This is a genomic window from Streptomyces sp. NBC_00247 (assembly GCF_036188265.1).
Classification (GTDB): domain Bacteria; phylum Actinomycetota; class Actinomycetes; order Streptomycetales; family Streptomycetaceae; genus Streptomyces.
Map to the genome: position 1 here is coordinate 218,748 of NZ_CP108093.1, position 22,768 is coordinate 241,515.

18 protein-coding genes and 1 pseudogene are annotated in these 22,768 nt (G+C 68.8%); 13 read left to right on the plus strand and 6 right to left on the minus strand.

Translation table 11 applies throughout. From position 1 onward, the window contains the following. Positions 1 to 527: 527 nt before the first annotated feature. Together OHT52_RS00720 and OHT52_RS00725 are read left to right on the plus strand one after the other, a co-directional pair. Positions 528 to 2,411 (plus strand): FAD/NAD(P)-binding protein, encoded by a 1,884-nt coding sequence (locus OHT52_RS00720; RefSeq protein WP_328723573.1) that lies wholly within the window; start codon positions 528 to 530, stop codon positions 2,409 to 2,411. A gap of 66 nt (positions 2,412 to 2,477) precedes the next feature. Then, a complete protein-coding gene (locus OHT52_RS00725) occupies positions 2,478 to 3,644 on the plus strand; it encodes a putative PEP-binding protein (RefSeq protein ID WP_443046442.1) in 1,167 nt (388 codons plus the stop codon). A 207-nt stretch (positions 3,645 to 3,851) separates the two neighbouring features. Here the strand turns inward: OHT52_RS00725 and OHT52_RS00730 are convergent, their stop codons facing one another. From OHT52_RS00730 to OHT52_RS00740, 3 genes and pseudogenes are all read right to left on the minus strand, one after another. Next, positions 3,852 to 4,730 carry a helix-turn-helix transcriptional regulator gene (locus OHT52_RS00730; RefSeq protein WP_328718110.1) on the minus strand — a complete coding sequence of 293 codons (879 nt, stop codon included), beginning with the start codon at positions 4,728 to 4,730 and terminating at the stop codon, positions 3,852 to 3,854. A gap of 1,471 nt (positions 4,731 to 6,201) precedes the next feature. Next, positions 6,202 to 6,367 (minus strand): annotated as a pseudogene (locus OHT52_RS00735) (IS5/IS1182 family transposase); the annotation flags it as partial. Between the two features lie 546 nt (positions 6,368 to 6,913). Next, positions 6,914 to 7,687, minus strand: coding sequence for a DUF6008 family protein (locus OHT52_RS00740; RefSeq protein WP_328718111.1), 774 nt, complete (start codon positions 7,685 to 7,687; stop codon positions 6,914 to 6,916). A 495-nt stretch (positions 7,688 to 8,182) separates the two neighbouring features. Here OHT52_RS00740 and OHT52_RS00745 point away from each other — a divergent pair, with 495 nt between their 5' ends. The 7 genes from OHT52_RS00745 to OHT52_RS00775 all read left to right on the plus strand — a co-directional run bounded on the left by OHT52_RS00745 (position 8,183) and on the right by OHT52_RS00775 (position 15,394). Beyond that, the gene (locus OHT52_RS00745; RefSeq protein WP_328718112.1) at positions 8,183 to 9,007 is read left to right on the plus strand and encodes a p-hydroxycinnamoyl CoA hydratase/lyase; all 825 of its coding nucleotides are present in this window, start codon (positions 8,183 to 8,185) and stop codon (positions 9,005 to 9,007) included. After that, a complete protein-coding gene (locus OHT52_RS00750; protein ID WP_328718113.1) occupies positions 9,004 to 10,554 on the plus strand; it encodes an AMP-binding protein in 1,551 nt (516 codons plus the stop codon). Before OHT52_RS00745 ends, OHT52_RS00750 begins: the two co-directional genes overlap by 4 nt. 34 nt (positions 10,555 to 10,588) lie before the next feature. After that, complete coding sequence (locus OHT52_RS00755) at positions 10,589 to 11,287, plus strand: DUF899 domain-containing protein (protein WP_328718115.1); 699 nt, start codon at positions 10,589 to 10,591, stop codon at positions 11,285 to 11,287. 141 nt (positions 11,288 to 11,428) lie between these two features. After that, complete coding sequence (locus OHT52_RS00760; RefSeq protein ID WP_328718116.1) at positions 11,429 to 12,175, plus strand: SDR family NAD(P)-dependent oxidoreductase; 747 nt, start codon at positions 11,429 to 11,431, stop codon at positions 12,173 to 12,175. 280 nt (positions 12,176 to 12,455) lie between these two features. Then, on the plus strand, positions 12,456 to 13,403 hold the full coding sequence (locus OHT52_RS00765) for an alpha/beta fold hydrolase (RefSeq protein ID WP_328718117.1): 948 nt from the start codon (positions 12,456 to 12,458) through the stop codon (positions 13,401 to 13,403). Between the two features lie 32 nt (positions 13,404 to 13,435). After that, complete coding sequence (locus OHT52_RS00770; RefSeq protein ID WP_328718118.1) at positions 13,436 to 14,620, plus strand: acyl-CoA dehydrogenase family protein; 1,185 nt, start codon at positions 13,436 to 13,438, stop codon at positions 14,618 to 14,620. 57 nt (positions 14,621 to 14,677) lie between these two features. Next, entirely contained in the window at positions 14,678 to 15,394 is a 717-nt protein-coding gene (locus OHT52_RS00775; protein ID WP_328718119.1) for an NADPH-dependent F420 reductase, read from the plus strand. Between the two features lie 543 nt (positions 15,395 to 15,937). Here OHT52_RS00775 and OHT52_RS00780 read toward each other — a convergent pair. Next, complete coding sequence (locus tag OHT52_RS00780) at positions 15,938 to 16,279, minus strand: VOC family protein (RefSeq protein WP_328718120.1); 342 nt, start codon at positions 16,277 to 16,279, stop codon at positions 15,938 to 15,940. A gap of 461 nt (positions 16,280 to 16,740) precedes the next feature. Between OHT52_RS00780 and OHT52_RS00785 the strand changes: the two genes are divergently transcribed. The 3 genes from OHT52_RS00785 (at position 16,741) to OHT52_RS00795 (ending at position 19,207) form a co-directional block, all read left to right on the plus strand. Beyond that, entirely contained in the window at positions 16,741 to 17,187 is a 447-nt protein-coding gene (locus OHT52_RS00785; protein WP_328718121.1) for an SRPBCC domain-containing protein, read from the plus strand. Then, positions 17,184 to 17,540, plus strand: coding sequence for an ArsR/SmtB family transcription factor (locus OHT52_RS00790; RefSeq protein ID WP_328718122.1), 357 nt, complete (start codon positions 17,184 to 17,186; stop codon positions 17,538 to 17,540). The genes OHT52_RS00785 and OHT52_RS00790 overlap by 4 nt, the downstream gene beginning before the upstream one ends. 293 nt (positions 17,541 to 17,833) lie before the next feature. After that, positions 17,834 to 19,207 carry an MFS transporter gene (locus OHT52_RS00795; protein ID WP_328718123.1) on the plus strand — a complete coding sequence of 458 codons (1,374 nt, stop codon included), beginning with the start codon at positions 17,834 to 17,836 and terminating at the stop codon, positions 19,205 to 19,207. A gap of 139 nt (positions 19,208 to 19,346) precedes the next feature. On the opposite strand, the gene OHT52_RS00800 is transcribed toward OHT52_RS00795, so the two are convergent. Further along, positions 19,347 to 20,732 (minus strand): carotenoid oxygenase family protein, encoded by a 1,386-nt coding sequence (locus tag OHT52_RS00800; RefSeq protein WP_328718124.1) that lies wholly within the window; start codon positions 20,730 to 20,732, stop codon positions 19,347 to 19,349. A gap of 80 nt (positions 20,733 to 20,812) precedes the next feature. Here OHT52_RS00800 and OHT52_RS00805 point away from each other — a divergent pair, with 80 nt between their 5' ends. Continuing rightward, positions 20,813 to 21,463, plus strand: coding sequence for a TetR/AcrR family transcriptional regulator (locus OHT52_RS00805; RefSeq protein WP_328718125.1), 651 nt, complete (start codon positions 20,813 to 20,815; stop codon positions 21,461 to 21,463). 49 nt (positions 21,464 to 21,512) lie between these two features. Here the strand turns inward: OHT52_RS00805 and OHT52_RS00810 are convergent, their stop codons facing one another. Further along, complete coding sequence (locus OHT52_RS00810; protein ID WP_328718126.1) at positions 21,513 to 22,481, minus strand: hypothetical protein; 969 nt, start codon at positions 22,479 to 22,481, stop codon at positions 21,513 to 21,515. Between the last annotated feature and the right edge of the window lie 287 nt (positions 22,482 to 22,768).

A 22,768-nucleotide genomic window follows, 5' to 3' on the forward strand; every position in this document is an offset into this window, starting at 1 on the left:
ATGCCCTCCCCCTCTCCGCCCTCGTCCATGTACAGCGGCAGGACCGGGGGCCGGGCAGACGGCTGCCGGCAGGAGCCGGCGGCGACCGTCCCGCGTCCCTGTCTGCCCGCAGATCCCTCTCAGGCTCCCTCGCGCCTTGAACAGGTGGACCCGCACCGTCCTGACGGAGATAGCCGGCTTGTCGGCGATCCCCTGCGACGAGAACTCGTCCACGTACGGATCGAGAACGGTGCGCTGACGGGGGTGCGGCTCGCTCGACGCGGAGTTGACCCGGACCGGGCGAAGCGCCCTCGAAACCCGGTGCTGGACCAATAACGGTCTTCATACGAAAGGCGAGGGGGCCAGATAGAGTACTTCACTCCGGAAGCGCCTCGGACCCTGGCAGGAACAAGGGCCTCACCACGTCTCGTTCTTGCCGGTCAAGGCACTTTCTTCTCTTCTGCCCGACTGCCGCACAGCTGGCCTCGTGAAAGCCCGAGGCTGGTGCGGCAGAGCCGCAGTCCCATCCTCTTCGGGGAGGTTTTACCATACTTCGAACAGGCTTATGCCCAAAAGTGCTCATTGTCGGATCGGGCCTGGCCGGCGCCGCCACCGCCATGCGGTTGCTCCGTTTCGCGCGCAGCCCCCTGGAAATCGTTCTGCTCGAGCGGCGTTCCGACTACCGGTGCGCAGGTGTCGCCTACCACCGCGACGGCAACCCCTGGGGCCATGTGTTCAACATCCAGGCGGGCCGGATGTCGGCCTTCCGTGAAGACGTCCACGACTTCATCCGCTGGGCCAACTCCGAGGCGCACCGCGGGGACTGGCCTGCCCCGTGGGCCGGGACGACGTTCACCGAGGAGGGACCGGCGCCCCGGCGGATCTTCCAGGACTATCTGATCGACCGGCTGGCCGAAGCCAGGCGGGAAGCCTGTCCCGGCGTCGTGCTCGTCGAGGCGGACGGCGAGGCCGTCGACATGGAAGTCGGTTCGACCGGTGTCGGTGTGACGGTACGACACTTCTCCCTGCACGGCGCGGACAAGGGTTCCGGAGGCGGGCAGGGCCAGGAGACGACAGTGCTCTTCGCGGACCGCGTCATCCTCGCGACCGGCCTGGAGCTCAGGGAGCCGCCGTTCGCCGCGGAGGTGCTCGACCACGAGTCCTTCGTGCGCAACCCGTACTCCGAGGCCGGCGTCCGGAAACTGATGACGCTGCCGTCCGGGGCGACCGTCGCAATCGTCGGATCAGTGCTGAGCGCGTACGACTCGGCGGGCCTGCTGTTGCGCCAGGGACACACGGGGAAGATCCATCTGGTCTCCAGGACGGGGACGGTGTTCCGTACGTACCCCGCCGGCCATGAACACGAGGTGGTGCGGCTGCCCTGCCCGAGGGCACTGCTGGAGCCGTACCTCGATCGTGAGGAGTTCCTGGCCCGAGTCCGCGGCGCGTGGGAGGCCGCGTGCTCGACGGTCGTCCGCGAGCACCCCGGCATCCATCCGACCGTGGTCGCGGAGCGGGTGGCCAAGGCGTGGGAGCCGCATCTGCCGAAGGCCATCGAGCTGATTCCCTCCGCGGAACTGCGGGGGCTGCTGGACGAGTTCGGTACCGCCATCGCTGCCTTCCGGGTGGGTGCGGTGGAGTACACGATGGAGGTCATCGAGCGCGCTATGCACCCGGCGGACGGGACGGTGCAGCTGGTGGTCGGCAAGGTGGCCGGAATCAAGCCGACGGAGTCCGGGCGGCTGGCCGTCTCCGTCGACGCCAGGAACGGGATGCGGTCCATCGAGACCGACCTGGTGATTTCCAACTTCGGCAGGGAGTCGGACTACGGCAGGGTTGGCCGGCCACTGTGGAAGAACCTCCTGCGCCGGGGCATGGCGGTCCCTCACGAGCGCACCGGGCGCGGTCTGGAGGTCGACGGGCGGGGGGCGCTGCTCGGCCCCGGCGGGCAGGCGGTCGGCCCCATCTACGCGGTCGGCGTGCTGAGAGAAGGCGACGAGATCGTCCGGAACGGCCGGACCGGTGCGTTCACCTTCAACCTCGCGGCCATCAAGAACCACTCGATCGCGGTTGCCGCCTGTGTCATCGAGACGCTGGAACCGGGCGGAGATGTTTTGGCCGAGAGCTTGGCCGAATACTATGCCCGTTCCAGCAATATCAAGGAAGTGGACCGGGTCGAATTCGAGGAAGCTGTGACTCTGGAGGTGAGGAGGCTGGCCGCACGTACCCGAAGCGAGCGGGAAATCATCGATTCCCGTTTGGATTCGCGCATTCGGACCGCGGAAGAAATGCTGCCAGGTCTTTCGACGGACGCGTCCCTGCGCGACCGTCTGATGAGGACTGTCGTCAACCGGGCAGCCGTTGAACGGCTCACCGACATCTCAGTTACGCCGAAGCAACTGCGCAGACAACTCGGGATAGCGAACTCCTAGGACGTGGAGGACCAGTTGAGCGGGCGACGAATTCAAGGGTTCCTGTTGAGCGACGGAACAGAGAAAGTGTTGCGAGGCACTTGTAACCGCACAAGGAGTCCACTTCAGGGGTCCATCCTCGTCGCCAGTTCCCTCGAAGCGGGCCTCTACGACGCGATGGTGGCCTCACGTGCGGTCGTCTGCGGCGCGGGCGGGCTGACCGGGCACATGCAGTCCATCTGCCGCGGCAGGGGTATCCCCGTGCTCCGTGTCGACGAGAGCGATCTGGCGGGCGTCACCGGCGAGGTGACACTGCATCTGGAAAGCCAGTCGATCGTCGTCGAGTCCGCCACGGTCTCCCGGGCCGCGAGCCCGACAGCGGGGGAACCGTCGCCGGACGATCTGGGCTCGGCCTGCGCGGTCATCGCGGACCTGCAGGACATCACCACGATCAACGCGTGCGGTCCGGACGCGAAGCGGGTCGACTCCTTCTTCATCCGGGAGGAGTTCCTCTGCCTGGCGGCAGGCCTGCGTCCACTCGACTCGGTGGGCGGCAGCCCGGCCGACATCACAGCCTACGGTCAGGCCGTCGCGGACCGGCTGTGCGCGTTCGTCGAGGCTCTCCTGCCCGAGCAGCGGCTCGTCCTGCGACTGCTCGACCTCCGCTCGGACCACGCTGCCCGGGTCACCGAGCTGACCCGGGTCGCGGTCGAACCGAACCCCGAACTGGGCCTGCACGGCGCCCGCTGGCTGCTGGCGTCGAACGCGTACCGGGACGCGCTGCACGCGGTCCTCGCATCCCTGCGCATGCGGCTCGGTGACGAAGCGGGCCGGGTGCACCTCTCGGTTCCCTTCGTCAACGACGCGGAGGAGTTCGCCACGCTGTGCAGGCACCTGGAGCTGCCGCCCGACGTGCCGGTGTCCGCGTTCATCGAGACGCCCGCGGCGGTGCACGCCACCGCGGCGATCTGTGCCGAGGGGGCCAGCGAGCTGTTCGTCGGCACGAAGGACCTGGTGCAGTTCTACCTCGCGGCGGACCGGGGCAACCACCTGGTGGCCGGGTCCTATCAGACCCGGCACCCGGCCGTCATCGACGGCATAAGAAGGGTGGTGGAGTCGGCGCGCGCCACGGGCACCCCGGTGAGGGTGTTCGCGCTGGGGGCGGACCTCGGCCACTACCTGGAGCAGTTGCCGACCCCGGACGGCTACATGATGTGCACAGCCGAACTCCAGCAGGTGATCCTCCGGTCGTAGCCCTGGCAGGGCGAGCACCCGGTACGGCGGTGGCCGCTGCGACCGGACCGCGCCGGGAGCCGGCTGCGCGGACGGCGGGGTCCGTGCGGCGGCAACTGGTCCGGCGAGGCCGTCGCTTCCTCGCCGGACCGCTCGGCCGGGCCCCGGGCCGCCCGGCCGGCTCACATCCGTCGTGCCCGTTTCTCAGGGGCCGGGCGCAGGTTGCGCCTATGGTGAGCCCTCCTGCACGGCTCTCAGCCGGTGCGCTCCGGCCGGGCCCCACGGATCCGCCTGCCAGTCGCCCGCACAGGGAGCCCGCCCGCGGCCGCTGGCGGCGACCCCGGCCTCACCGGACGGGGCGGCGTGCAGCGGCCGGTGGTACAGGCCGTCCAGTTCCGGTAGAGCGAGCAGAATCGGCAGGTCGAGCTTGGTGGCCGCCCTCAATTGCACATCGGCGTTGTACATGCGTCCTCCGCGGGCGCGGACCGCCCACCCCGAGCCGATCAGCCTCGGTAGGCGGACCTGCGGACCGGACGCGTCGTCGTGCAGCATCACGGCCGCCGCCCGGATGAACCACAGCCCGTCGGGGACGTTCAGGCGGAACGGGCGGAACTCGTCCAAGATGTCGCAGGAGCGCGGCAGTCCCTCCATGATCGGGGTGCTGAACGCACCCACATAGACCCGGACCGGGCCGACGTCCGCCGGGAAGTGCAGTCGTCCGGCCACAGTGGACAACCCGTGGCCGGCCTGGGCGGCCGGCAGGGTGAGCGGTGGCATGCCGCAGCGGGCCAGGAACCGGTACCTGGTCGGCGCGATGCCGACGCTGCGGGTGAAGCGGCTGGTGAACGTGCCCAGGCTGTTGTAGCCCACCCGGTGGGTGATGTCCGAGACGCTGGCCGCGGTCTCCAGCAGGTGCCGCTTGGCCATGAACAGTCTGATCGCGGCGAGGAACCGGCCCGGCGACGTCCCGGTCACCTCGTTGAACATCCGTGAATAGTGGAACTTGCTGTAAAAGGCAGTTTCCGCCAGTTGTCCCAGGGAAAGCGGGTCGGCGTGGTGATTCCACATAGCTTTAATACTGCGCTCGATCGCTGCCTCTGCGGCCATCCGTATCCCCCGGCTTTGGATGCTGAGAATGCATGTGCATGTGCACGGAAATACCAATCGCCTGTCGGGACCTTGGGAACCCCGATCGGAATTGTTCCGGTGAGCGGTCGCAGTACGTCCCGGCTCACCGGCGCATTCGTTACAGCGAGTTACCTTTCGGGTCGGCGGGTTCGTCTTGGAGTGCCTGGTCGTTCTGCACCGGTCGCGCGGTGGCTCCCTCATGTGGCGGTACACCTTCCCGAACGTGTCGAATCCGGCCGATGCCGTGGCGGCCGGGTATGGCGCAGGAATATCGTTTAGCTGTTCGAAACCGTTCGCATCTTCAAAATTGCGGTTTGAGACGGATGCCGAGAGAAGGTGGCCGAAAATCGCGTTTACGGTACCGCTTCCGTCGACGGCGTAAGCGCTGTGCGGATAAATCTCCGACCCCGGACGGGTTTCACCGGCTTCACCTGCTGGTGCAGGGCTGACGCGTCCTCAGGTATCGAGCAGCTGGACTGCGTGACCGGTAGTGGCCGGTAGTGGCCGGTGGCGTCGGCGACGTTGGTCCGTCCGGCCAGGCGGATGAGACCGATGACGAGGTCGCGGAGGGTCACACTGGCCCGGGGGTGCGGTGCCGGTGCGGATGCGCGAGGCGTCTTCGGCGAAGGTCACGTCTCGTACGTGGTGCGGGTCTCGGCCTGCCAGTGCCCGCGGATCAGCTCCGCGAACCTGGCCGGGGGACCTGCTCGGGGGTGAGGCTGATGACCGCGTAGATGGTCTTGATGGTCGTCTTCCCGGATGTGCGGTCGGTGCGGCGGCGCTTGATCCCGATGGTCTGGACGGCATGAGGGAAGAACGGACCCGGCTGGACCGTGCAGACCTACGGACGGCGGATCTCACGGCGTCCGTGCGCCCGGTCACGGGTGCGGTGTCGGAGCGGGACCTCGCGCCAGGGCAGGCGCCGCAGTTGGCTGCGGAGGTTCTTCTGGTCGCCCTTCACGACCAGGATGCCGTGGGCGCCGCCGGCGGTGATCCGCTCGGCGTGGCCGGACAGATCGAGCCGGTCCGGCAGCGGAGCGGAGGCGGGGATTTCGTTGCACTTGGTGGCGATGGTGGCGCCGCAGGACGCCGGTCAGGGAGGACGACATGCCAGCGCCCCCTGTTCGTGATCAGAGGCTTCGACAACCTTGATCAACGAGGATCGCTTTCGCCGGCTCCAGACAGGACGTGGGGGCAGCCTCGGCACGTACTCACGCGATCAGCTCGTCTCGCCGGTGAGAACGGTCCGCCCTGCCCGCTGGTGGAGCCGGGGGCCGATCGCGGGAGTTCGAGGCGGCCCGGCAGAACCCGGGACGCGTCTACGCTCCCGACTCCGAGCACCACCTCATCGTCGTGGCCATGGCGAAGGTACTTCCTCAAGTCCGGTGCGGTGGCCTGTTCCCGCCGCTGTTCGACACAGCCACGACTTCCACGGCCCCTGCCCACGCTCGGTCTCCTTCTCGCGCAGGTGGGCAAGGAGTGTGCAACGCCTGCTTGAGACAACCGAGCCTGCGTCAGCGGGACTTGATCCTCAGGCGGTGCTCGTACAGCAGCCGGGAAACATGCTCGACGAGCTCGTGCGGGACGTCGAGCACGGCTCGATACGGAACCAGCAGGGCCCCTCAGGCCGCCGGTGTGATGAGTGGAATCACCACGCCGACGTCGAGGGGCCCTGCCGCGTCACCACACCTGCCCGGCGCATTTCACTCCTGCGGAACAGGATGAAAGAGGTGCACTCATGGGCGCGATCCGGGTCCTGGCCCGTGAAAGCCGCAGCCCGGTGGTTCGAGCGCTTCAGCGTGAGCCAGCTGTTCCACCGCCGCGTCGGCACCGTCGTCCAAGCCGTCCACACGCTGCTGACCTGTGACTGTTCAGGACTGAAGAGGGTCAGTGAGCGATTCGCGGTGGCCACCGAACAGGTATCGGCGCCGGAGACGCGACGCACGAGGCGCCCGTGCGTCGAGGAGACGTTCGAAGTCTCAACTCGCCGACACGGGCGCCCTATTTGTCCCCTGCATGCTCATCGCCCTCCCCGCGCACCCGCCAGGAATCGCGGAAAAGCCCCTATCCGGGCCGTGCCGAATCGCGCCGCGAAGGGCTCTGCATCGAACAGGCCCGGTCGCACGCTCCGACCGGTGACCGGGCCCGGGAGCCACCGCCCCTCAGCGGCGCCCCACAGGTCCGAGTGCACTCGCGGAACCCACCTCGGAGCCGGCCGGGGCAGCCGCCGTTTCCACGTCTCCCAGGAGGCCGAAACTCTCCTTGACCACCCGCTTCTCCTTCCAGAGGTGGTAGACGGCGATGCCGAGGATGACCGTGCCCACCGCATTGGCCACGAAGTGCCACCAGACCCGGTACGTCACCAGTGCCGGGCCCGGTTCGATGGCACCGAACCAGGTGGACAGGCCGATGGCCCGGCTCGCGCCCAGCGCCACCGAAGCCGTCAGCACGATGTGCTCGATGCCGTGGATGCCCTGCATCCAGACGCCCATCCTGGCCCACTTGCGCGCCTTCAGCTGCCCGGCGACCCGGTGCGTGATCTGCACGATGCCGACCAGTCCGGCAAGGAAGATGAAGTTGCCGACCAAGTGCAGGATCTCCATCCCGAGGGTGGGCTTGCCGGCGTCGACCTGACCCATCCCACGGGCAAAGCTGTCAGCCCACGGAGTCATCCACGCCGGGTCGTAGGGATGGGCGATCCAGTAGCCCGCCTGCACGACATGTTCCTGGAAGTGGCCGACCTGGCCCACGACGCCAACGCCCACGAGCACTACGGCGAGCTTGTACGCCCACGGCTTCACCGCCTTGCGGTTCCCGACCGCCAGCACGGCGACGGCGGCCCACATCGCGACGGCCCAGCCGATGAAGAGGACAGCGCCCACGGTGTCGACCGTCGAAACGGTGGGTGCCATTCCCGGCATGCCGGAGTGATCCATACGAAGTTCCTCCCTGGTGTCTCTCAACTGTGCGGAAAGATCGCAGATACAGCTGTCGGCGTTCGGCAGCGCCCTGAGGCGGCGACCGAAATCCGAGGCCGGCGAAGAAGCACGTCCTGGGTTCCCCCGGCACGAGCAGGACCAGCGCCCTCCCGCCACTCACGATCGCGAACCGGCCCGCCTACGGGGCTCCCGCCCGACAGACTGCCGCCAGCCAGCCGGGTTCGCCTCTTCCACGTTGCTCTCTTCGGGACTCGGCAGGGCGCGCCCGGATCCCGCCGGTGGCAAGGCCCTCCGCCCGCGTGCGACCCGGACAGGTGCCCTGGCCGCCGGCACGGCCCCGGAGCGCTCCGCACCGGTTCACGGCAAAGCACCTTGGGAGAAGTCGACCCGATACAGAAGATGTGATGCTCACATCTGTGGCCGGAGCCACGGACGGTGGATTGGTGAGTTGCAGTGCGCGTGCGCACTTCGTCTGGAGAAGAGGCCAAGAAAATGATCACGCTGAACACGGTGAACGTCGAGATCGACGGACCGAAGGCCACGATCTACCTGAACCGGCCGGGCAAGAAGAACGCGATGAATCCGCAGATGCACCTGGATATGAACGAGGCCCTGGACGCGATCGAGGCAGCCGGAACCGTAAAGGCGGTCGTCGTGACCGGCAGCGGTGACAGTTTCAGCTCCGGGATGGACCTCGAAGAGTGCTTCCTGCAGCCTTTCGACGACCCGCAGTTGTTCTACCGGACCAATCTGGTGGCGCTCAATTGGTTCAAGCGGCTGAAGGCCTTTCCCGCGGTGACCATCGCCAAGGTGAACGGGTACGCCTTCGGCGGCGGGTTCCTGGTCGCGGGGATCTGCGATCTGGCCATCACGTCGGAGACGGCGAAGTTCGGACTCTCCGAAATCAACTTCGGCATCTTCCCGGCGGGTGGAGCCACCTGGGCGGCCACACACAACCTGCCGCGTAAGCAAGCGCTGTACTACATCCTCACCGGGGACACTCTCACCGGGCGGCAGGCGGAGACCTACGGGCTGGTGAACAAGGCCGTTCCGGCGGATCAACTGGACGCGGAGACCGACCGAATCGTCGGACGGATCATCAACAAGAACCCGATCACACTGGAACTGGCGAAGCAGGTCTATGAGCGCACCACGACCATGGACCTTCCGGCGTCGATCGACTACGACCAGGCGAAGCTCTGGGAGCTCTCCCGTCTCAGCGGCAACGAGTGGATCAACGTGGCGCTCAAGCAGTTCGAAAAGCGCGACTACCAGCCCGGCCTCAGCACGTACAGTCGGGTGGACGCCGCGTCATGATTTTCACCGGCCCACGTCCACGCGTCCACGTCCCCGAGACCACGTTCACCTCCTTCATACTGCGCCAGGCGGAGCAGTACCCGCACCGCCTGGCGACGGTCGACGTCGACGGGGAGAACGGTCACACGTACGGCCTGCTCGCATCGGCGGTGCGCCGCGCCGCCACCGGGCTCCAGGCCCGCGGCTTCGGCAAGGGCGACGTGTTGGCCCTCCTCGCGCCGAACGTGCCCGCGTACCCGATCGCCTTCCACGCCGCCGCCCTGGCGGGCGGCACGGTGGTGGTGCTCAATCCCCTCGACACGGAGGACGACCTCACCGCCCACCTGAACGACACCGACGCGCGCCTGCTGGTAACCATGCCGTCCGAGGTGGTCAAGGCCACGGCGCTGACCGCGCGGACGAAGGTCGAGGAGATCATCGTGTTCGGTGAGGCGGAGGGCGCCACGTCGTTCTCCGCGCTGCTCACCGACGGTGTGCCGCCCGAGCCGGCCGTCGACCCGGCGCAGGACGTGGTGGCCGTGCTCCACTCCAGCGGCAGCACCGGCTATCCCAAGGGGGTGCTGCTGACCCATCGGAACATGATCGCCAACGTGCTCCAGACCAGCCTGGTCGCGCCTCTCGACGAGCACGAGACGGTGCTCGCCGTCGCGCCCTTCCACCACGCGTTCGGCCTGATCATGACGATGAACGCGAGTCTGCTCCAGGGCGCGACACTCGTGACGATGCCGCGCTTCGACCCCGAGGCCTACCTCAACGCGATCCAGGACCACCGCGTCACACGCCTCTACGTCGTGCCGACCATCGCGGTCCTCCTCGCGAAGAGCCCGCTGGTGGACCGGTACGACCTCTCCTCGCTCCGCTCGATCGTCTCCGGCGGCGCGGCGCTCGACCCGGGGACGGCCGAGCTCTGCCGGCGACGCCTGGGGGTGAGCATCGGCCAGGGATACGGCCTCACCGAGGCGCTGGTCTCCTTCATGCAGCTCGCCGACCCGCTGGCCCCTGGGTCGGTCGGCCCCAACTCCCCCAACATCGAGTGCAAGATCGTCGACATCACCACCGGCGACGAACTCGGGCACAACCAGGACGGCGAGGTCCTCATCCGCGGCCCGCATGTGATGAAGGGCTACCTCAACGCCCCGGAGGCCACCGCCAAGGTGCTAGAACCGGACGGTTTCCTGCACACCGGCGACCTCGGCCATGTGGACGAGAACGGAGAGCTCTTCCTCGTCGACCGCATCAAGGAACTCATCAAGTACAAGGGCCAGCAGGTATCGCCGGTCGAGCTCGAAGCGGTCCTGATGTCGCACCCGAAGGTGACGGACGCGGCGGTGATCGGCGTGCCCGACGAGGAGGCCAGCGAGATCCCCAAGGGATTCGTGGTGACCGGCGAGCCGGTGACGCCGAAGGAAATCATGGACTTCGTCGCCGAACGGGTCGCCCCCTACAAGAAGATCCGGCGGATCGAGTTCCTCGATCAGATCCCCCGCACGCCGGTCGGCAAGATCGAGCGCCGCAGTCTTCTGGCCCGCGAGCAGTCCGGCCAGTAATCGCAACTCTGAAGCAGACCACCAGGGAGAACCGATGAACTTTCCGAAGATAGTTTCCCGAGCCGAGTGGCTGGAGGCCCGCAGGGCGCTCCTGGAGAAGGAGAAGGAAGTCACCAACGCCCGCGACATGATCGCCGCGGAGCGCCGGAAGCTGCCGATGGTCAAGGCGGAGAAGGAGTACCTCTTCGAAGGACCGGACGGCACAGCGACGCTGCTCGACCTGTTCGAGGGCCGCCGCCAGCTCATCGTCCGGCACTTCATGTTCGGCCCGGACGACGACGAGGGCTGCATCGGCTGCTCCATGCAGACGGACAGCGTCGGCGAGCTCGCCCACATGTGGGCCCGGGACACCAGCTTCGCCCTCGTCTCCCGGGCGCCGCTGGCGAAGCTCGAACCCTTCAAGGCCCGGATGGGCTGGAACTACCCCTGGTACTCGTCGTTCGGCAACGACTTCAACTACGACTACGAGGCCGCCACCGAGATGGGCGAGTCGCCCGGGGTGAGCGCGTTCATCCGTGACGGCGACGACGTCTTCCACACGTACTCGGTCTTCGACCGGGGCGGGGACATCTTCAAGAACTTCTACAACTACCTGGACATCACCGCCCTGGGCCGGCAGGAGGACGAGCTCGAGCACCCCTGGGACTGGTGGCGCTACAAGGACAGCTACGACAGCGAGGACGCAGCCGCGCCCGGCAACAACTGGTGGAACGGGACGCGCTTCAAGTCGTAGAGCGTCGATTCCGGCCCTCCCGGCGACAGCCGGGAGGGCCCGTGACTCCGGCTCCGGGACCTGCTGCCTCCCCGCGACAGGTCCCGGGTCCGGAGTTCTCGACTGTCCGCGACCGGACACGCCCACTACCTGGAGGACATCATGAGTGACCTGTCCGGCAAGACCACCATCGTCGTCGGCGCGAGCCGCGGCTTGGGCCACGGGATCGCCAGGGCCTTCGCCGAGGCCGGCTCCCGAGTGGTCTCCGTCTCGCGCACCGCGGCGCCGTTCGCCGAGCCGGCCGGCGGCGCCGGCAGCACCGTTCACGAACTCGCCGACGCCGGCGACCCCACACTGGTAGGCAGCCTCCTCGACCGATACCGGCCCGAGGTCGTCGTCCTGGCGGCCGGCGCGAGCCCGCACATGCGTCCGCTGCAACACCAGACCTGGGAGACCTTCTCGGTCAACTGGCAGACCGATGTCAGGATCGCGTTCCACTGGCTGCGCGAGGCCCTGCTCACTCCGCTGCGGCCCGGCAGCAGGGTGATCGTGATCAGCAGCGGTGCCGCGATGGCGGGTTCGCCGCTCTCCGGGGGCTACGCCGGCGCCAAGGCCACCCAGCGCTTCATCACCGGATACGCCCAGGACGAGGCCAGGCGCGCCGGACTGGACATCACGTTCTCCGCGGTGCTTCCCCGGATCACCCCGGTGACCGAGCTGGGCAGGTCGGCGGCCCGCGCGTACGCGGCTCGCGACGGCCGGTCGGAAGAGGAGTACCTGAAGCAGATGGGTCCGCTGCTCACCCCGGAGATCGCCGGCTCAGCGATGGTCGAGCTGGTCCGGACGGAGGCGAACGCGGTCGCGCCCGGCTACCTCCTGACCGGTGCCGGCCTGAAGAAGCTGCCCTGACTCGGTTCCGCGTCACGGGTACGGGGCGGGGCCGCTGGTCGGCCCCGCCCCGTACGTCGTTGCGACTCCCGGATACGGCTCGGCGGGCGGCGAGAGCAGACCTGCCGAGCCGTTGAGCACGCATGCCCCGAACTCGACGTCCCTTCCAGCCGGGAACGCGGGAGGGCACGCAGGAAGAGGCCGGGGGGATTTCCATCTTCGATGATGACTGAGCAGCACCGAGCCCGTGGGCCGGTCCTTCGCACACCTGTTTCGGCCACGACGACGAGGAGTGGGAACAGTGACGACGAACATCAGCAGTACGAGCACACCGGACACCGGCGGGGAAGCCCCGGGCGTCCCGACCGATGCCGAACTCGCGAGCTCCCTGGACGGCGGCTTCAGCAGCGAATACGCCACCGTGAACGGTCTCCGCCTCCACTACGTCACCGGCGGGGAGGGCACTCCGCTGGTCCTGCTGCCCGGCTGGCCGGAGACCTGGTGGGAATTCCACAAGGTGATGCCCGCCCTGGCCGCGGCCGGCCGCAGGGTCATCGTGCTCGACCTCCCCGGCATGGGCGGCTCGGACAAGCCCGCCACCGGATACGACAAGAAGACGATGGCCGGGGTCGTCCATGGATTCGTCCGCGCCCTCGGCTACGACCAGGTGGACATCGCGGGCCACGACGTCGGCGCACAGGTCGCCTTCAGCTTCGCGGTCAACCACCCGGAAGCCACCCGCAGGGTCGCCCTGCTCGATGTGCTCCACCCGGACGCGTCGATGTACCAGATCCCCGTGCTGCCGGCCCCGGGTCTGCCCTTCTTCCCGTGGTGGTTCGCCTTCAACCAGGTCGTCGGCCTGCCCGAACAACTGCTGGCCGGGCGCGCCCACTTCCTCATCGACTGGGTCTTCGACAACTTCCTGCTGGACCCGGGCGCGGTGACCCCGGCGGACCGGGCCGTCTACACCCGGGCCTACGACACGGCGGACGGGATCCGCGGCGGCAACGGCTGGTACCAGACGTTCGGCCAGGACATCGCCGACCTCGGAACCTACGGACAGGTGACCGCGCCCATGCTCGGCCTGGTCTCCAACCTCGCCGACGGCATGTTCGCCAAGCAGATGGAGGCGACGCTGCCCACCCAGGGGAGCGACGTGCGGGTCGTGCTGGTGCCGGACGCGGGCCACTACTTCGTCGAGGAGGCGCCGCAGGCCGTCATCGACGCGTTCAACGCGTTCTTCGTCTGACCCTGATCCCACAAGTCCGTTGAGGAGAAGTCATGTCAACGTCCGTCATCCCGACCCGGGAACAGCTGGTGCGGCAGGTTTCCGCGATCGCGCCCGTGCTGCGGGCCAACACCGCGTGGTCGACGGAGAACCGCCGGCTGCACCCTGACTCTGTGGAGGCCCTGCGCGACGCGGGTGTCTTCCGGATGCGTATCCCGCTGCGCTACGGCGGGTACGAGAGCGACGCGCAGACCATGGTGGCGGTGGCCGAGGAGATAGCCAAGGCCGACGGGTCCGCCGCATGGGTGGTGGCCAGCTCCTGGGTCGCCGGCTGGGGCGTGGGCCTGTACCCGGACGAGGTCCAGGACGAGGTGTTCGCGGAGTCCGGCACAGGGCTCTGCGCCACCATCGGGCCCGGGACCGCGACGGCCGTCCCCGTTCCCGGCGGCGTCCTGGTCAACGGCTCGTGGCCGTTCATCAGCGGCGCCCTCAGCAGCACCTGGCAGCAGGTCGCGGCGATATTCCTGGACCCGGACGGGCAGCCGTACCCGGTGATGGGCCCGGTCCCGGTGTCGGACCTGGAGATCGTCGACGACTGGCACACCGGCGGCCTGCGCGGAACCGGGAGCGTCACCACGACGGCGAAGGACCTGTTCATCCCGCAGGAACGCATCCTGCCGGCGCCCATGGTGCTCGGTGGCCAGTCGGTCTCCAAGCTGAACGCCGACTCGCCGATGTACCGGGCTCCGCTGATCGTGGTGGGCGCGGCGTCCACGGTCGGGGTCGCCGTCGGCATGGGCGAGGCGGTACGGGACCTGTTCTTCGAGCGGCTCCCCGGCCGCAAGATCACCTACACCGAGTACCCGAGCCAGGGCGAGGCCCCGGTGACCCATCTGCGGGTCGCCGAAGCGGTGATGAAACTCGACGAGGCGAAGTTCCACGCGACCCGGCTGGCCGCCCAGCTCGACGCCAAGTGCGCTTCGGCCGAGCCCTGGGAGATGGCGGAACGCGGCCGCAGCCGAGCGGACGAGGGCTCGGCGGTGCGGCTGACCCGGGAGGCGGTGGAGATCCTCGCCTCGTCCAGCGGCGGCTCCGCGGCCTACACCAAGGTGCCGGTGCAGCACATAGCCAACGACCTCCAGACCTTCGGCCTGCACGCGATGATGAATCCGGATGTCAACGCCGAGACCTACGGCCGGATCCTCTGCGGCCTGGAGCCCAACACCTACTACATCTGACCGGTGCCGAGCCGTCCCCGGTACGAGAGAGTCCACCAAAAATCCTGAGGAGTCGTCATGTCCACCCTTGGAATCATCGGCAGCGGAGTCATGGGCACGGTGATCGCCCGGCTCGCCGTCGAGAACGGCATTCCGGTCGTGATGTCCAACTCCCGCGGCCCCGAGAGCCTCGCCGGCCTCGTCGCGGACCTGGGCCCGCTGGCCACGGCCGGTACCGTCGAACAGGCCTCCCGGGCCGGCGAAATCGTCGTGATGGCCCTGCCGGTCACCGACTACCGGTCCGTCCCGGTGGCACCGCTGCGGGGACGGACCCTGCTGGACACCAGCAACTACTACCCGATCCGCGACGGCCGCATCGAGGAGCTGGACTCGGAGAAGCTGACCACCAGCGAGCTGATCCAGCAGCACTTCAACGGGGTCCACCTGGTCAAGGCGTTCAGCGGCATCCTGGCCCACCACATCACCCAGCTCGCCCGTCCCTCCGGCCATCCGGAGCGCAGCGCCGTGGCCGTCGCCGGCAACGACGCCTCCACGAAGACCGGGGCATCGGCGCTGATCCACAAGCTCGGCTTCGACACCGTCGACGCGGGCTCGCTGGCGGACAGCTGGCGCTTCGAGCCGGAGACCTCCGCGTACACCTGGCTCTACATGGCCGACAAGAACACCGCCTTCGAGGACCGGACCGAAGCCCTCGGGGCTCCCCTGCCGGCCGCCGCGCTGCGAGCGGCACTGGAGAACGTCGAGAGGGTACGGGTGGCGGAGCGCACCTTCTGACCCCTGCCCGACGCCCGGAGGAAACAGGGAAGCCCGCCGGCGACGGCGGGCTTCCCTGCGGAGCACAACGGGCGGGACTTTCGACACACGCCCTGGGGGACACCACGATGAGCGGGATCGACCAGCGGCAGACCCGTACCGGCGGCTGCCCGTGCGGGAGGTCCGGTACAGCGCGAACAGCCGGCCGTTCTACCCCCATGTGTGCAGCGGCCGCATCGCGGGAAGCTCTCCGGCGGCCCGATGACGGCCGTTGCGGGCTTCCCTCTGTCCGGTGTCGCCTGGGACGGTCCGGGCGGCGGGCCCACGTGGAGAGGCAGTCCCTCTTCCGGTCCGCATCGGACCGGAAGAGGGACTGCGAGAACACCCCGCCTCAGGGCTGTCCCGCAATTCCTGGCGGGTGCGCGACGACAGCTACGGCACCTCGCCGCGTTGTCGGAACGTCCACATACATCCAGTATGCGGACGCCCCTCCGCCTTGCGATGCACCGCATCTGACGCCGCGCACTGATCCACCACGAATTGCGGGACAGCCCTTCGGGAGTCCTACTTCCACTGGATGATCTGGAGGTAATTCCCGTCGGGGTCGGAGAACGTGCCGAACTTGCCCGGCTCGCGGTCGTCGATCGAGACCCACTCCGCGCCGGCAGCGGTCAACTGGGCCTCCACCGCGTCGAAGTCGTCGACATGGAAGTTGACGATGGAGCGACCCGGCTGGTCGTTCTTCGCGTCGATGTCGTCGCGCTCGCAGACGACCAGGTGGAAGCCGCCCAGGTCGATCGGGCCGTCGCCGGTGAACCCCGGAGCCAGCGCCTTGATGTACCAGGCCCGCAGTTCCTCGGGACGAGTCGAGCCGAGCAGCATGCTTCCAGGCTTCAGTGTCGCCATGTCGAATCTCCTTGATGTGTGGCCCGAGATCGCAGCAGCGGCTGTCGCCACGCCTCTCGGTGCTGTGTGAAGTCGTCCGCCTCGGCGACGCGCTCGACGACCACCGCCCGATGGCACCGACCGGCCGCGGAGACCTCGACCGTAAGGGTCCCTCCGGTCGGGAAGCCGCAGGCTCCCTGACCGCACGCCCGACCCGGTCGCGGAGGACCGGCCGACCTGCCCGGCGGTTGGTCCGTCGGATTCAATTCCGCAACCAAAGTGTTGCACGTGACCCACCCCTAAGCAACCCACCTCTTGCGCGACACGCCACCGTCCCGAAGCGCCACAGCGCATGCGCCCAGAGCTGACGCCCGCACGGAAGTACCGCACCCCTCCCGCTGAACGCAACCTTTCGATTGCGCCTGACGACCCGATGTGCAACCATCGGGTTGCTGGCAAGAGCACCAATGAAGGAGTCCCTCATGACGGAACGGCTGATCGAACGCGAAACCCTGATCGCGGCCCCCGTGGACCGGGTGTGGTCACTGGTGACCGAGCCGGGGTTCTGGGTCGCCGACCCGGCAAGTGCGTCCGGCACCGTGGCCGTCGAGGGCGAATCGACGGTGGCCAAGAACCCCGAGTACGGCAGCTTCCCCGTGCGGGTGGAGAAGGTGCAGCCGCAGACCTACGTCGCGTACCGCTGGGCCAGCGCGTTCCCCGGCGAGGAGCTGAGCGAGAACAACAGCACCCTGGTGGAGTTCACGCTGACCGCCGAGGGCGACAAGACGCGGCTGCGCGTCGTCGAGAGCGGGTTCGCGGCGCTGGCCGGGTCCGAGGATCTGCGCGCCAAGGCGCACAGCGACAACGCCGGCGGCTGGCCCCAGGTACTCGACGCGGTCAAGACGCGCGTCGAGGCGTCGTCCGTGTGACGGACGAACGCCAGGGTTCCGTCGGGGTGGTGGACAGCGTGCTGGTCGCGCTGGCCGACCACACACGACGCGAGCTGTTGCAACTGCTCGCCGCACAGGGCGAGGCCACGGCGACGACGCTTGCCGAGAGTCTTCCGATTTCACGACAGGCGGTGGCCAAACACCTCGCCGTCCTGGACGCCGCCGGACTGGTCTCCGGCAGCCGGGTCGGACGCGAGGTGCGGTACGCGGTGAAGCCGGCGACCCTCGACGCGACGGCGCGGTGGATGACCATGCTCGCCGCCGACTGGGATCGGCGTCTGGCGAAGATCAAGCACATCGCCGAGGCAGCGGAACGGCAAGACACCCCGTAGACCCTGTCGTCCTGTTCCCGTCGTTCGCACGGCCCACCCTCCGGGCGAACGACGGGAACGGGGCGGCAGCCCCCAGCACTCCCCCAGCTCCAGGTCACCCCGGCGAGGCACCGGATTGACGGCCGGTCAGGCGTCGGTCCGGCGCTCGGTGACGCGTGCCGCCGGGCGGCACGGTCGGCCGACGCGGTGACTGTTCACGAAATCGGACTCTCGATCGAGGGAACCATCTCATGACGACCGACGCAGGTAAGAGCGAAGCGAGCTCAGCTCCACGTTTCACCAGCAGGGAACGGATGATCCTATTCCTCCTGCTCGGGTCCGGATTCATGCTGTCAGTCGACTTCTCGATCCTCAACGTCGCGCTGCCCGAGGTCGGCGCGGGCGTCGGGCTGGGGCTGTCCGGGCTGCCCTGGGTCACCTCGGCCTACGCCCTCCCCGCGGCGGGCTTCGCCCTCCTCTTCGGACGGATGGGCGACCTGTTCGGCCGCCGCCGGCTCTTCATATCGGGGCTGGCGCTGCTCAGCGCAGCCTCGCTGCTCGGCGGATTCGCCCAGAACCCCGAAGTACTGCTGACCGCCCGCGCACTGCAGGGCTTCGCCACCGCGATGGCGATCCCCGCGTCACTGTCCCTGCTCACCAGCACCTTCGCGGAAGGCGCGCACCGAGACCGGGTCCTCGGCCTCAACGGTGCGCTGCTCTCCGGCGGCTTCACGGTCGGCGCGCTGGTCGGCGGAGTCCTCGTCAGCCTGCTCAGTTGGCGAGCCGCGTTCTTCATCAACGTCCCGGTGGCGGTGGTCATCCTGGCGTTCACCCCCTCGCTGATCAGGGAGAGCAGCGTCCCCGACCGGGTGAAGCTGGACGTGCCCGGGGCGGTGACCGCGGCCGGCGGTCTGCTGGCCGTCATCTACGCGGTCATCGAGACGAACATCTACTCGGGCATCATCGGCGTGGCTCTGCTGGCCTCGTTCTGGATGATCGAGCTCCGTTCACCCGCGCCGCTCGCCCCGGTGCGCATCCTCAAGCGGTCCACGGTGAAGTGGGGCAACTACGCGGGGCTCGTGGTCTTCTCCATGGAGACCGCCATGATCTTCCTGATGACGCTCTACCTCCAGAACGTCCTGCACTACTCGCCACTGACCACCGGCCTGGTCTTCGGCGTCCCGGGCCTGGCGGCCGTGGTCGCCGGGGTCATCGCCGGGCGCTCCATCGGACGCCACGGCAGCCGGAAGGTACTGGCCGTGGGCATGTCCGTGCAGGGCCTGGCGATCATTCCGCTGATCTTCCTCGGTACCGACCGGGCGGCGCTCGCGATCCTGATCCCCGCGCTGTTCATCGGGTTCTTCGGGCATGTGACCTCCATCGTGGCCTACACGGTGACCGGAACCTCCGGCCTGCCCAACGAGGAGCAGGGCCTGGCAACGGGCATGACCGCGATGACCCAGCAGGTGGCCGTCACGATCGGCATCCCGATCCTGAGCTCGGTCGCCGCCACCCAGGCGGTGGAACTGGACGGCCTCCACCTCGCGCTGATCGTGGACGTCGTGGTGACCATGGCGAGCATGGTCCTGGTCTGGTTCGGCCTGCGTGCCCGCGGCGCGGACGCTCCGGCGGCGACCGTGCCGCTGCCGGGGCAGGCCGACGAGGCGTTGGCCCGTCCGCTGGACTGACACCCGGCCCCACGGAGTCGCACTCGGCCGAGTGCGGCTCCGTGGTTTTCCGGGCCGGGTTCCGCCGAGTCCTTGCCGGTGGGCGTGGGCGACCGCCGGGAGGCCGTCCCTGGCGGGGTCTTCGTGGTCCCCGCGCCGCTCACCTCTCCCCCGGCACCCACTGCGCGTGGAAGCCGTGCGGCACCCGGACCGGCAGCGGGACCACGGCGACGGGCGGCCCGGTGAATTCGGCGGTGTCCAGAACCACCAGTTCGCTGCGGTCGGCGGCGGGGTCGTACACCAGGGTCAGCAGCCAGCCGTCGGCCTCCGCGGCCCGTGCCTCGCGCGGCAGGAAGACGGGTTCGCCGGTCAGCCGTCCGCCGGCGAACGCATGACGGTCCGAGCGACCGGTGGTGAGGTCGTGCCGCAGCAGTGCCGGGCCGCAGAGTGCGGCGCCCTGGCCCGCGTCGAGTTCGACGGTGAAGGCGTACCGGTACCGCCGCCCCGTGTACCGCTCGTCGATCAGCGGGAACTCCTGTACCCGGCTGTCCAGTTGCCGCTCCGTCACGACGTTCTCGAGCGGATCGAGGGTCCAGCGCCACAGGGCGGGCGCCGACTCGCTGGCGTGCAGCCGGTCACGGTCGAAGGCCCGCTCGTGGCGGATCACGTCCACGGTGATCCGGCCGTCGCCCTCTTCGTAGGAGTTGACCGGGTGGAAGACGAAGCAGGGTGCGACATCGAGCCAGAGTGCGGCCGCGGCCGTGCCGTCGCGGGGCACGATCCCGATCCGGGCAGCGTGGTCGTGCTGCCAGGAGTAGGGCACGGGCGAGCCGGCCCGCGCCTCGGCGGGGTCGTGCGTCACCGGCAGGTCGAAGAGGACGGCGTGGCGTTCGGTGAGGGAGAAAGAGTGCATCCAGGGGCGGCCCTTGACCGGGATCGGCAGCGTTTCGCGGACCCGGCCCGCGACGTCGAGGGTGAGCAGGACCGCCTCGTCCCTCGCGTGGTCGGTCGCGACCGCGAGGAGTTCGCCGGTGACCGGGTCGGTCAGGGGGTGCGCGCAGAAGCCGCCGGGGAGGGTGCCGTCGAAGTCGGTGCGGGCGCGGGTGGCGAGGCCGGAGTCGAGGACGAGCGGCAGGGCGGTGGCGGCGGCCACGGCCAGGGTGCGGCCGGCGTGCCGGACCAGGTTCGCGTTGACGTTGTCGTCCGGTCCGTTGCGGGGCCCGGGAGTGGGCAGCTCGTTGAGCGCGCCGCTGATCGCGTCGGTCCGCAGCCAGCGGTTGCGGTACGACAGCGCGCGGCCGCCGCCCAGCCGGATCGCGTGCACCATGCCGTCGCCCCCCAGGGCGTGGTCGACGGCGGGGTCGTGGGTGCCCCGGGTGTTGGGCCCGATCCGCAGGAATGTTCCGTCGAGCTGCGGCGGCAGCGTGCCGCGTACCGTCAGTTCCGTGTGTTCGGTCTCGGTCGGCACCGGCTGGTAGCCGCGCCCGAGAAGGTGCACCGTGGGGTGCGGGAGTGTGCCGCCGACAGGGTCAGTGGTGCGAGGCATGGCCGCCTCCTCCGTTGAGTATCATCGTTACGTAACACCGTCACGGAATAGCGTCACAGCCGCCCTCCATACTGTCAAGGGTGAGCCCACGCCGAGTTGACCCGAACCTCCGTCCCCAACTCATCGACGCCGCGGCGAAGCTGCTCGGCGAGGAGGGGCCGGCCGCCCTGTCCACCCGCAAGCTGGCAGCCATGGTGGGCACCTCGACCACGGCCGTCTACACACACTTCGGCGGTATGGACGACCTGGTGCGAGCGATGGTCCACGAGGGGTTCAGGCTGCTCGGCGACCGGATGGGGGCGGTCGAGGAGAGCGACGACCCGGTTGCCGACGTGCTCGCCCTCGGCTGGGCGTACCGGGACAACGCCCGGGAACACTGGCACCTGTACAACGTGATGTTCGGCGGATCGGGCCTCAGTGGCTTCTCCCTCACCGACGCCGACCGGCAGCACGGCCGCTACACCCTGGAAATCCTCGTCGGAGCGGTCAAGCGCTGCGCCGCGACCGGCCGCTTCCGTCCCTTCGACCCCGAACTGGTCGCCCATCAGCTGTGGATCGCCCTGCACGGACTGGTCACCCTGGACCTCGGCGGCTACCTGGTCGAGCCCAACACCGCGGATGTCTGCTTCGAGGCACAGGTGGGCGGAATGATCCTGGGCGCGGGGGACGACCCTCAGCGCGCCCAGGAGTCCCTGGCCAGAGCCACGCGACGGCGGCTGCGGACCCAGTAGGGTCCGCAGCCGCCGTCGCGTGGCTCTGCCGGAACGGAAGAGAAACCCGCTACGCGTTCCAGGGAGCCGTCGGGAACCATATGTAATCGAACCTGCCCAGCATCCGGATGTCCCAGTAGACGACCGTGAACGCGCCGGCCACCAGGAACGCGGACGCGGTGAGCGTCGCCACCCGGCCCGGCTTGGTGGCCAGCCAGCGCTGGACGGGCCGGCTGAGGGTGTAGGACAGGAGCAGGAAGAGCACCGCCATCACCACGAAGTTGCCGATGGACTGGAGCGAGAAGGCGACTGCCCCGTAGAGCGGGTTGTGTTCCTCGGCCGCCTGCCGGAACAGGTTACGGAACAGCGGGTAGGGGCGGCCGATCAGGAAGGCGCCGACCATGACGCCGATCAGCACCAGCGGAGCGTTCGGGTGCCGGCGCGAGACTGCCGCCAGCGGGTCGGGGATCAGACCGGCGGCGGCCAGCCCGAGCACCAGCATGAACAGGCCGAGCACGCCGTACACGATCATGGCCTGGGCGATTCGGGGTGAGATGCCGTGCGTCTGCGCCGTCGAGAACTGGGGCATGTGGGTGCCGACGAGACCGACCAGTACCCCGTATGCAGCCGAGACCGGCAGCATGCCGGCCGCCATCCAGCCCAGCGGCCGCAGCGCGTGTGCCAGCCGCTGACGGCTGGTCAGGCTGATCTGCCCGACCAGCGGGCCCACCGTTCCGAACACGGCCACGTTGCAGGCCGTGAAGGAGCCTGCCAGCCCGGACACCAGGGCGAAGAGCACCCCGGAGGCGATGCCGGACAGCGGCGTGTCCTTGGCGTCGTGGCCGAGCAGTTGGCTGGCGGTGCGGAAGCCGATTTCGTCGTCCGCCAGCTTCGAGGACCATGCGTAGGCGATCAGCAGGCCGCCGAGCACGCTGAGCACGAGGAGCAGGCCCCGGCGGCGCGGGAACAGGCCGTTGACGAAGAGCGATGTGGCGTGCGGCGGTGCCGTCGAGACCGGAGCGGAGGTGGTGTCGGTCACGTGAGGTCTCCTCTGTCGCAGGATGGTGCGGGAACCGGTGCACGAGGTCCGCGATCTCGGCCGCTCCCGTTCGGGGTGGCCCTACGCGAGACCTCGGAAATGGGGACGTGCGGGCAACGCGACTGATTGTCGGGACCCGACCCGTTCACTGCCTACTCCTGAATTGCCCGGTACCGGCACGGCAGAAGTAGTGGCGCGGGCCGGAGAACCGGAGCATGTAACCGGAGAGCTGCGGCCGTCCGGGCGCGCGGCGGGCTGGAGGGCAACGATGAGCGCGAGCTGGCGAG

Bases quoted from the DNA above. Each gene is read 5' to 3' on its own strand.
- OHT52_RS00730 (WP_328718110.1), bottom strand. From the start codon at position 4,730: ATGGCCGCAGAGGCAGCGATCGAGCGCAGTATTAAAGCTATGTGGAAT.
- OHT52_RS00740 (WP_328718111.1), bottom strand. From the start codon at position 7,687: ATGGATCACTCCGGCATGCCGGGAATGGCACCCACCGTTTCGACGGTC.
- OHT52_RS00745 (WP_328718112.1), top strand. From the start codon at position 8,183: ATGATCACGCTGAACACGGTGAACGTCGAGATCGACGGACCGAAGGCC.
- OHT52_RS00750 (WP_328718113.1), top strand. From the start codon at position 9,004: ATGATTTTCACCGGCCCACGTCCACGCGTCCACGTCCCCGAGACCACG.
- OHT52_RS00755 (WP_328718115.1), top strand. From the start codon at position 10,589: ATGAACTTTCCGAAGATAGTTTCCCGAGCCGAGTGGCTGGAGGCCCGC.
- OHT52_RS00760 (WP_328718116.1), top strand. From the start codon at position 11,429: ATGAGTGACCTGTCCGGCAAGACCACCATCGTCGTCGGCGCGAGCCGC.
- OHT52_RS00770 (WP_328718118.1), top strand. From the start codon at position 13,436: ATGTCAACGTCCGTCATCCCGACCCGGGAACAGCTGGTGCGGCAGGTT.
- OHT52_RS00775 (WP_328718119.1), top strand. From the start codon at position 14,678: ATGTCCACCCTTGGAATCATCGGCAGCGGAGTCATGGGCACGGTGATC.
- OHT52_RS00780 (WP_328718120.1), bottom strand. From the start codon at position 16,279: ATGGCGACACTGAAGCCTGGAAGCATGCTGCTCGGCTCGACTCGTCCC.
- OHT52_RS00785 (WP_328718121.1), top strand. From the start codon at position 16,741: ATGACGGAACGGCTGATCGAACGCGAAACCCTGATCGCGGCCCCCGTG.
- OHT52_RS00795 (WP_328718123.1), top strand. From the start codon at position 17,834: ATGATCCTATTCCTCCTGCTCGGGTCCGGATTCATGCTGTCAGTCGAC.
- OHT52_RS00800 (WP_328718124.1), bottom strand. From the start codon at position 20,732: ATGCCTCGCACCACTGACCCTGTCGGCGGCACACTCCCGCACCCCACG.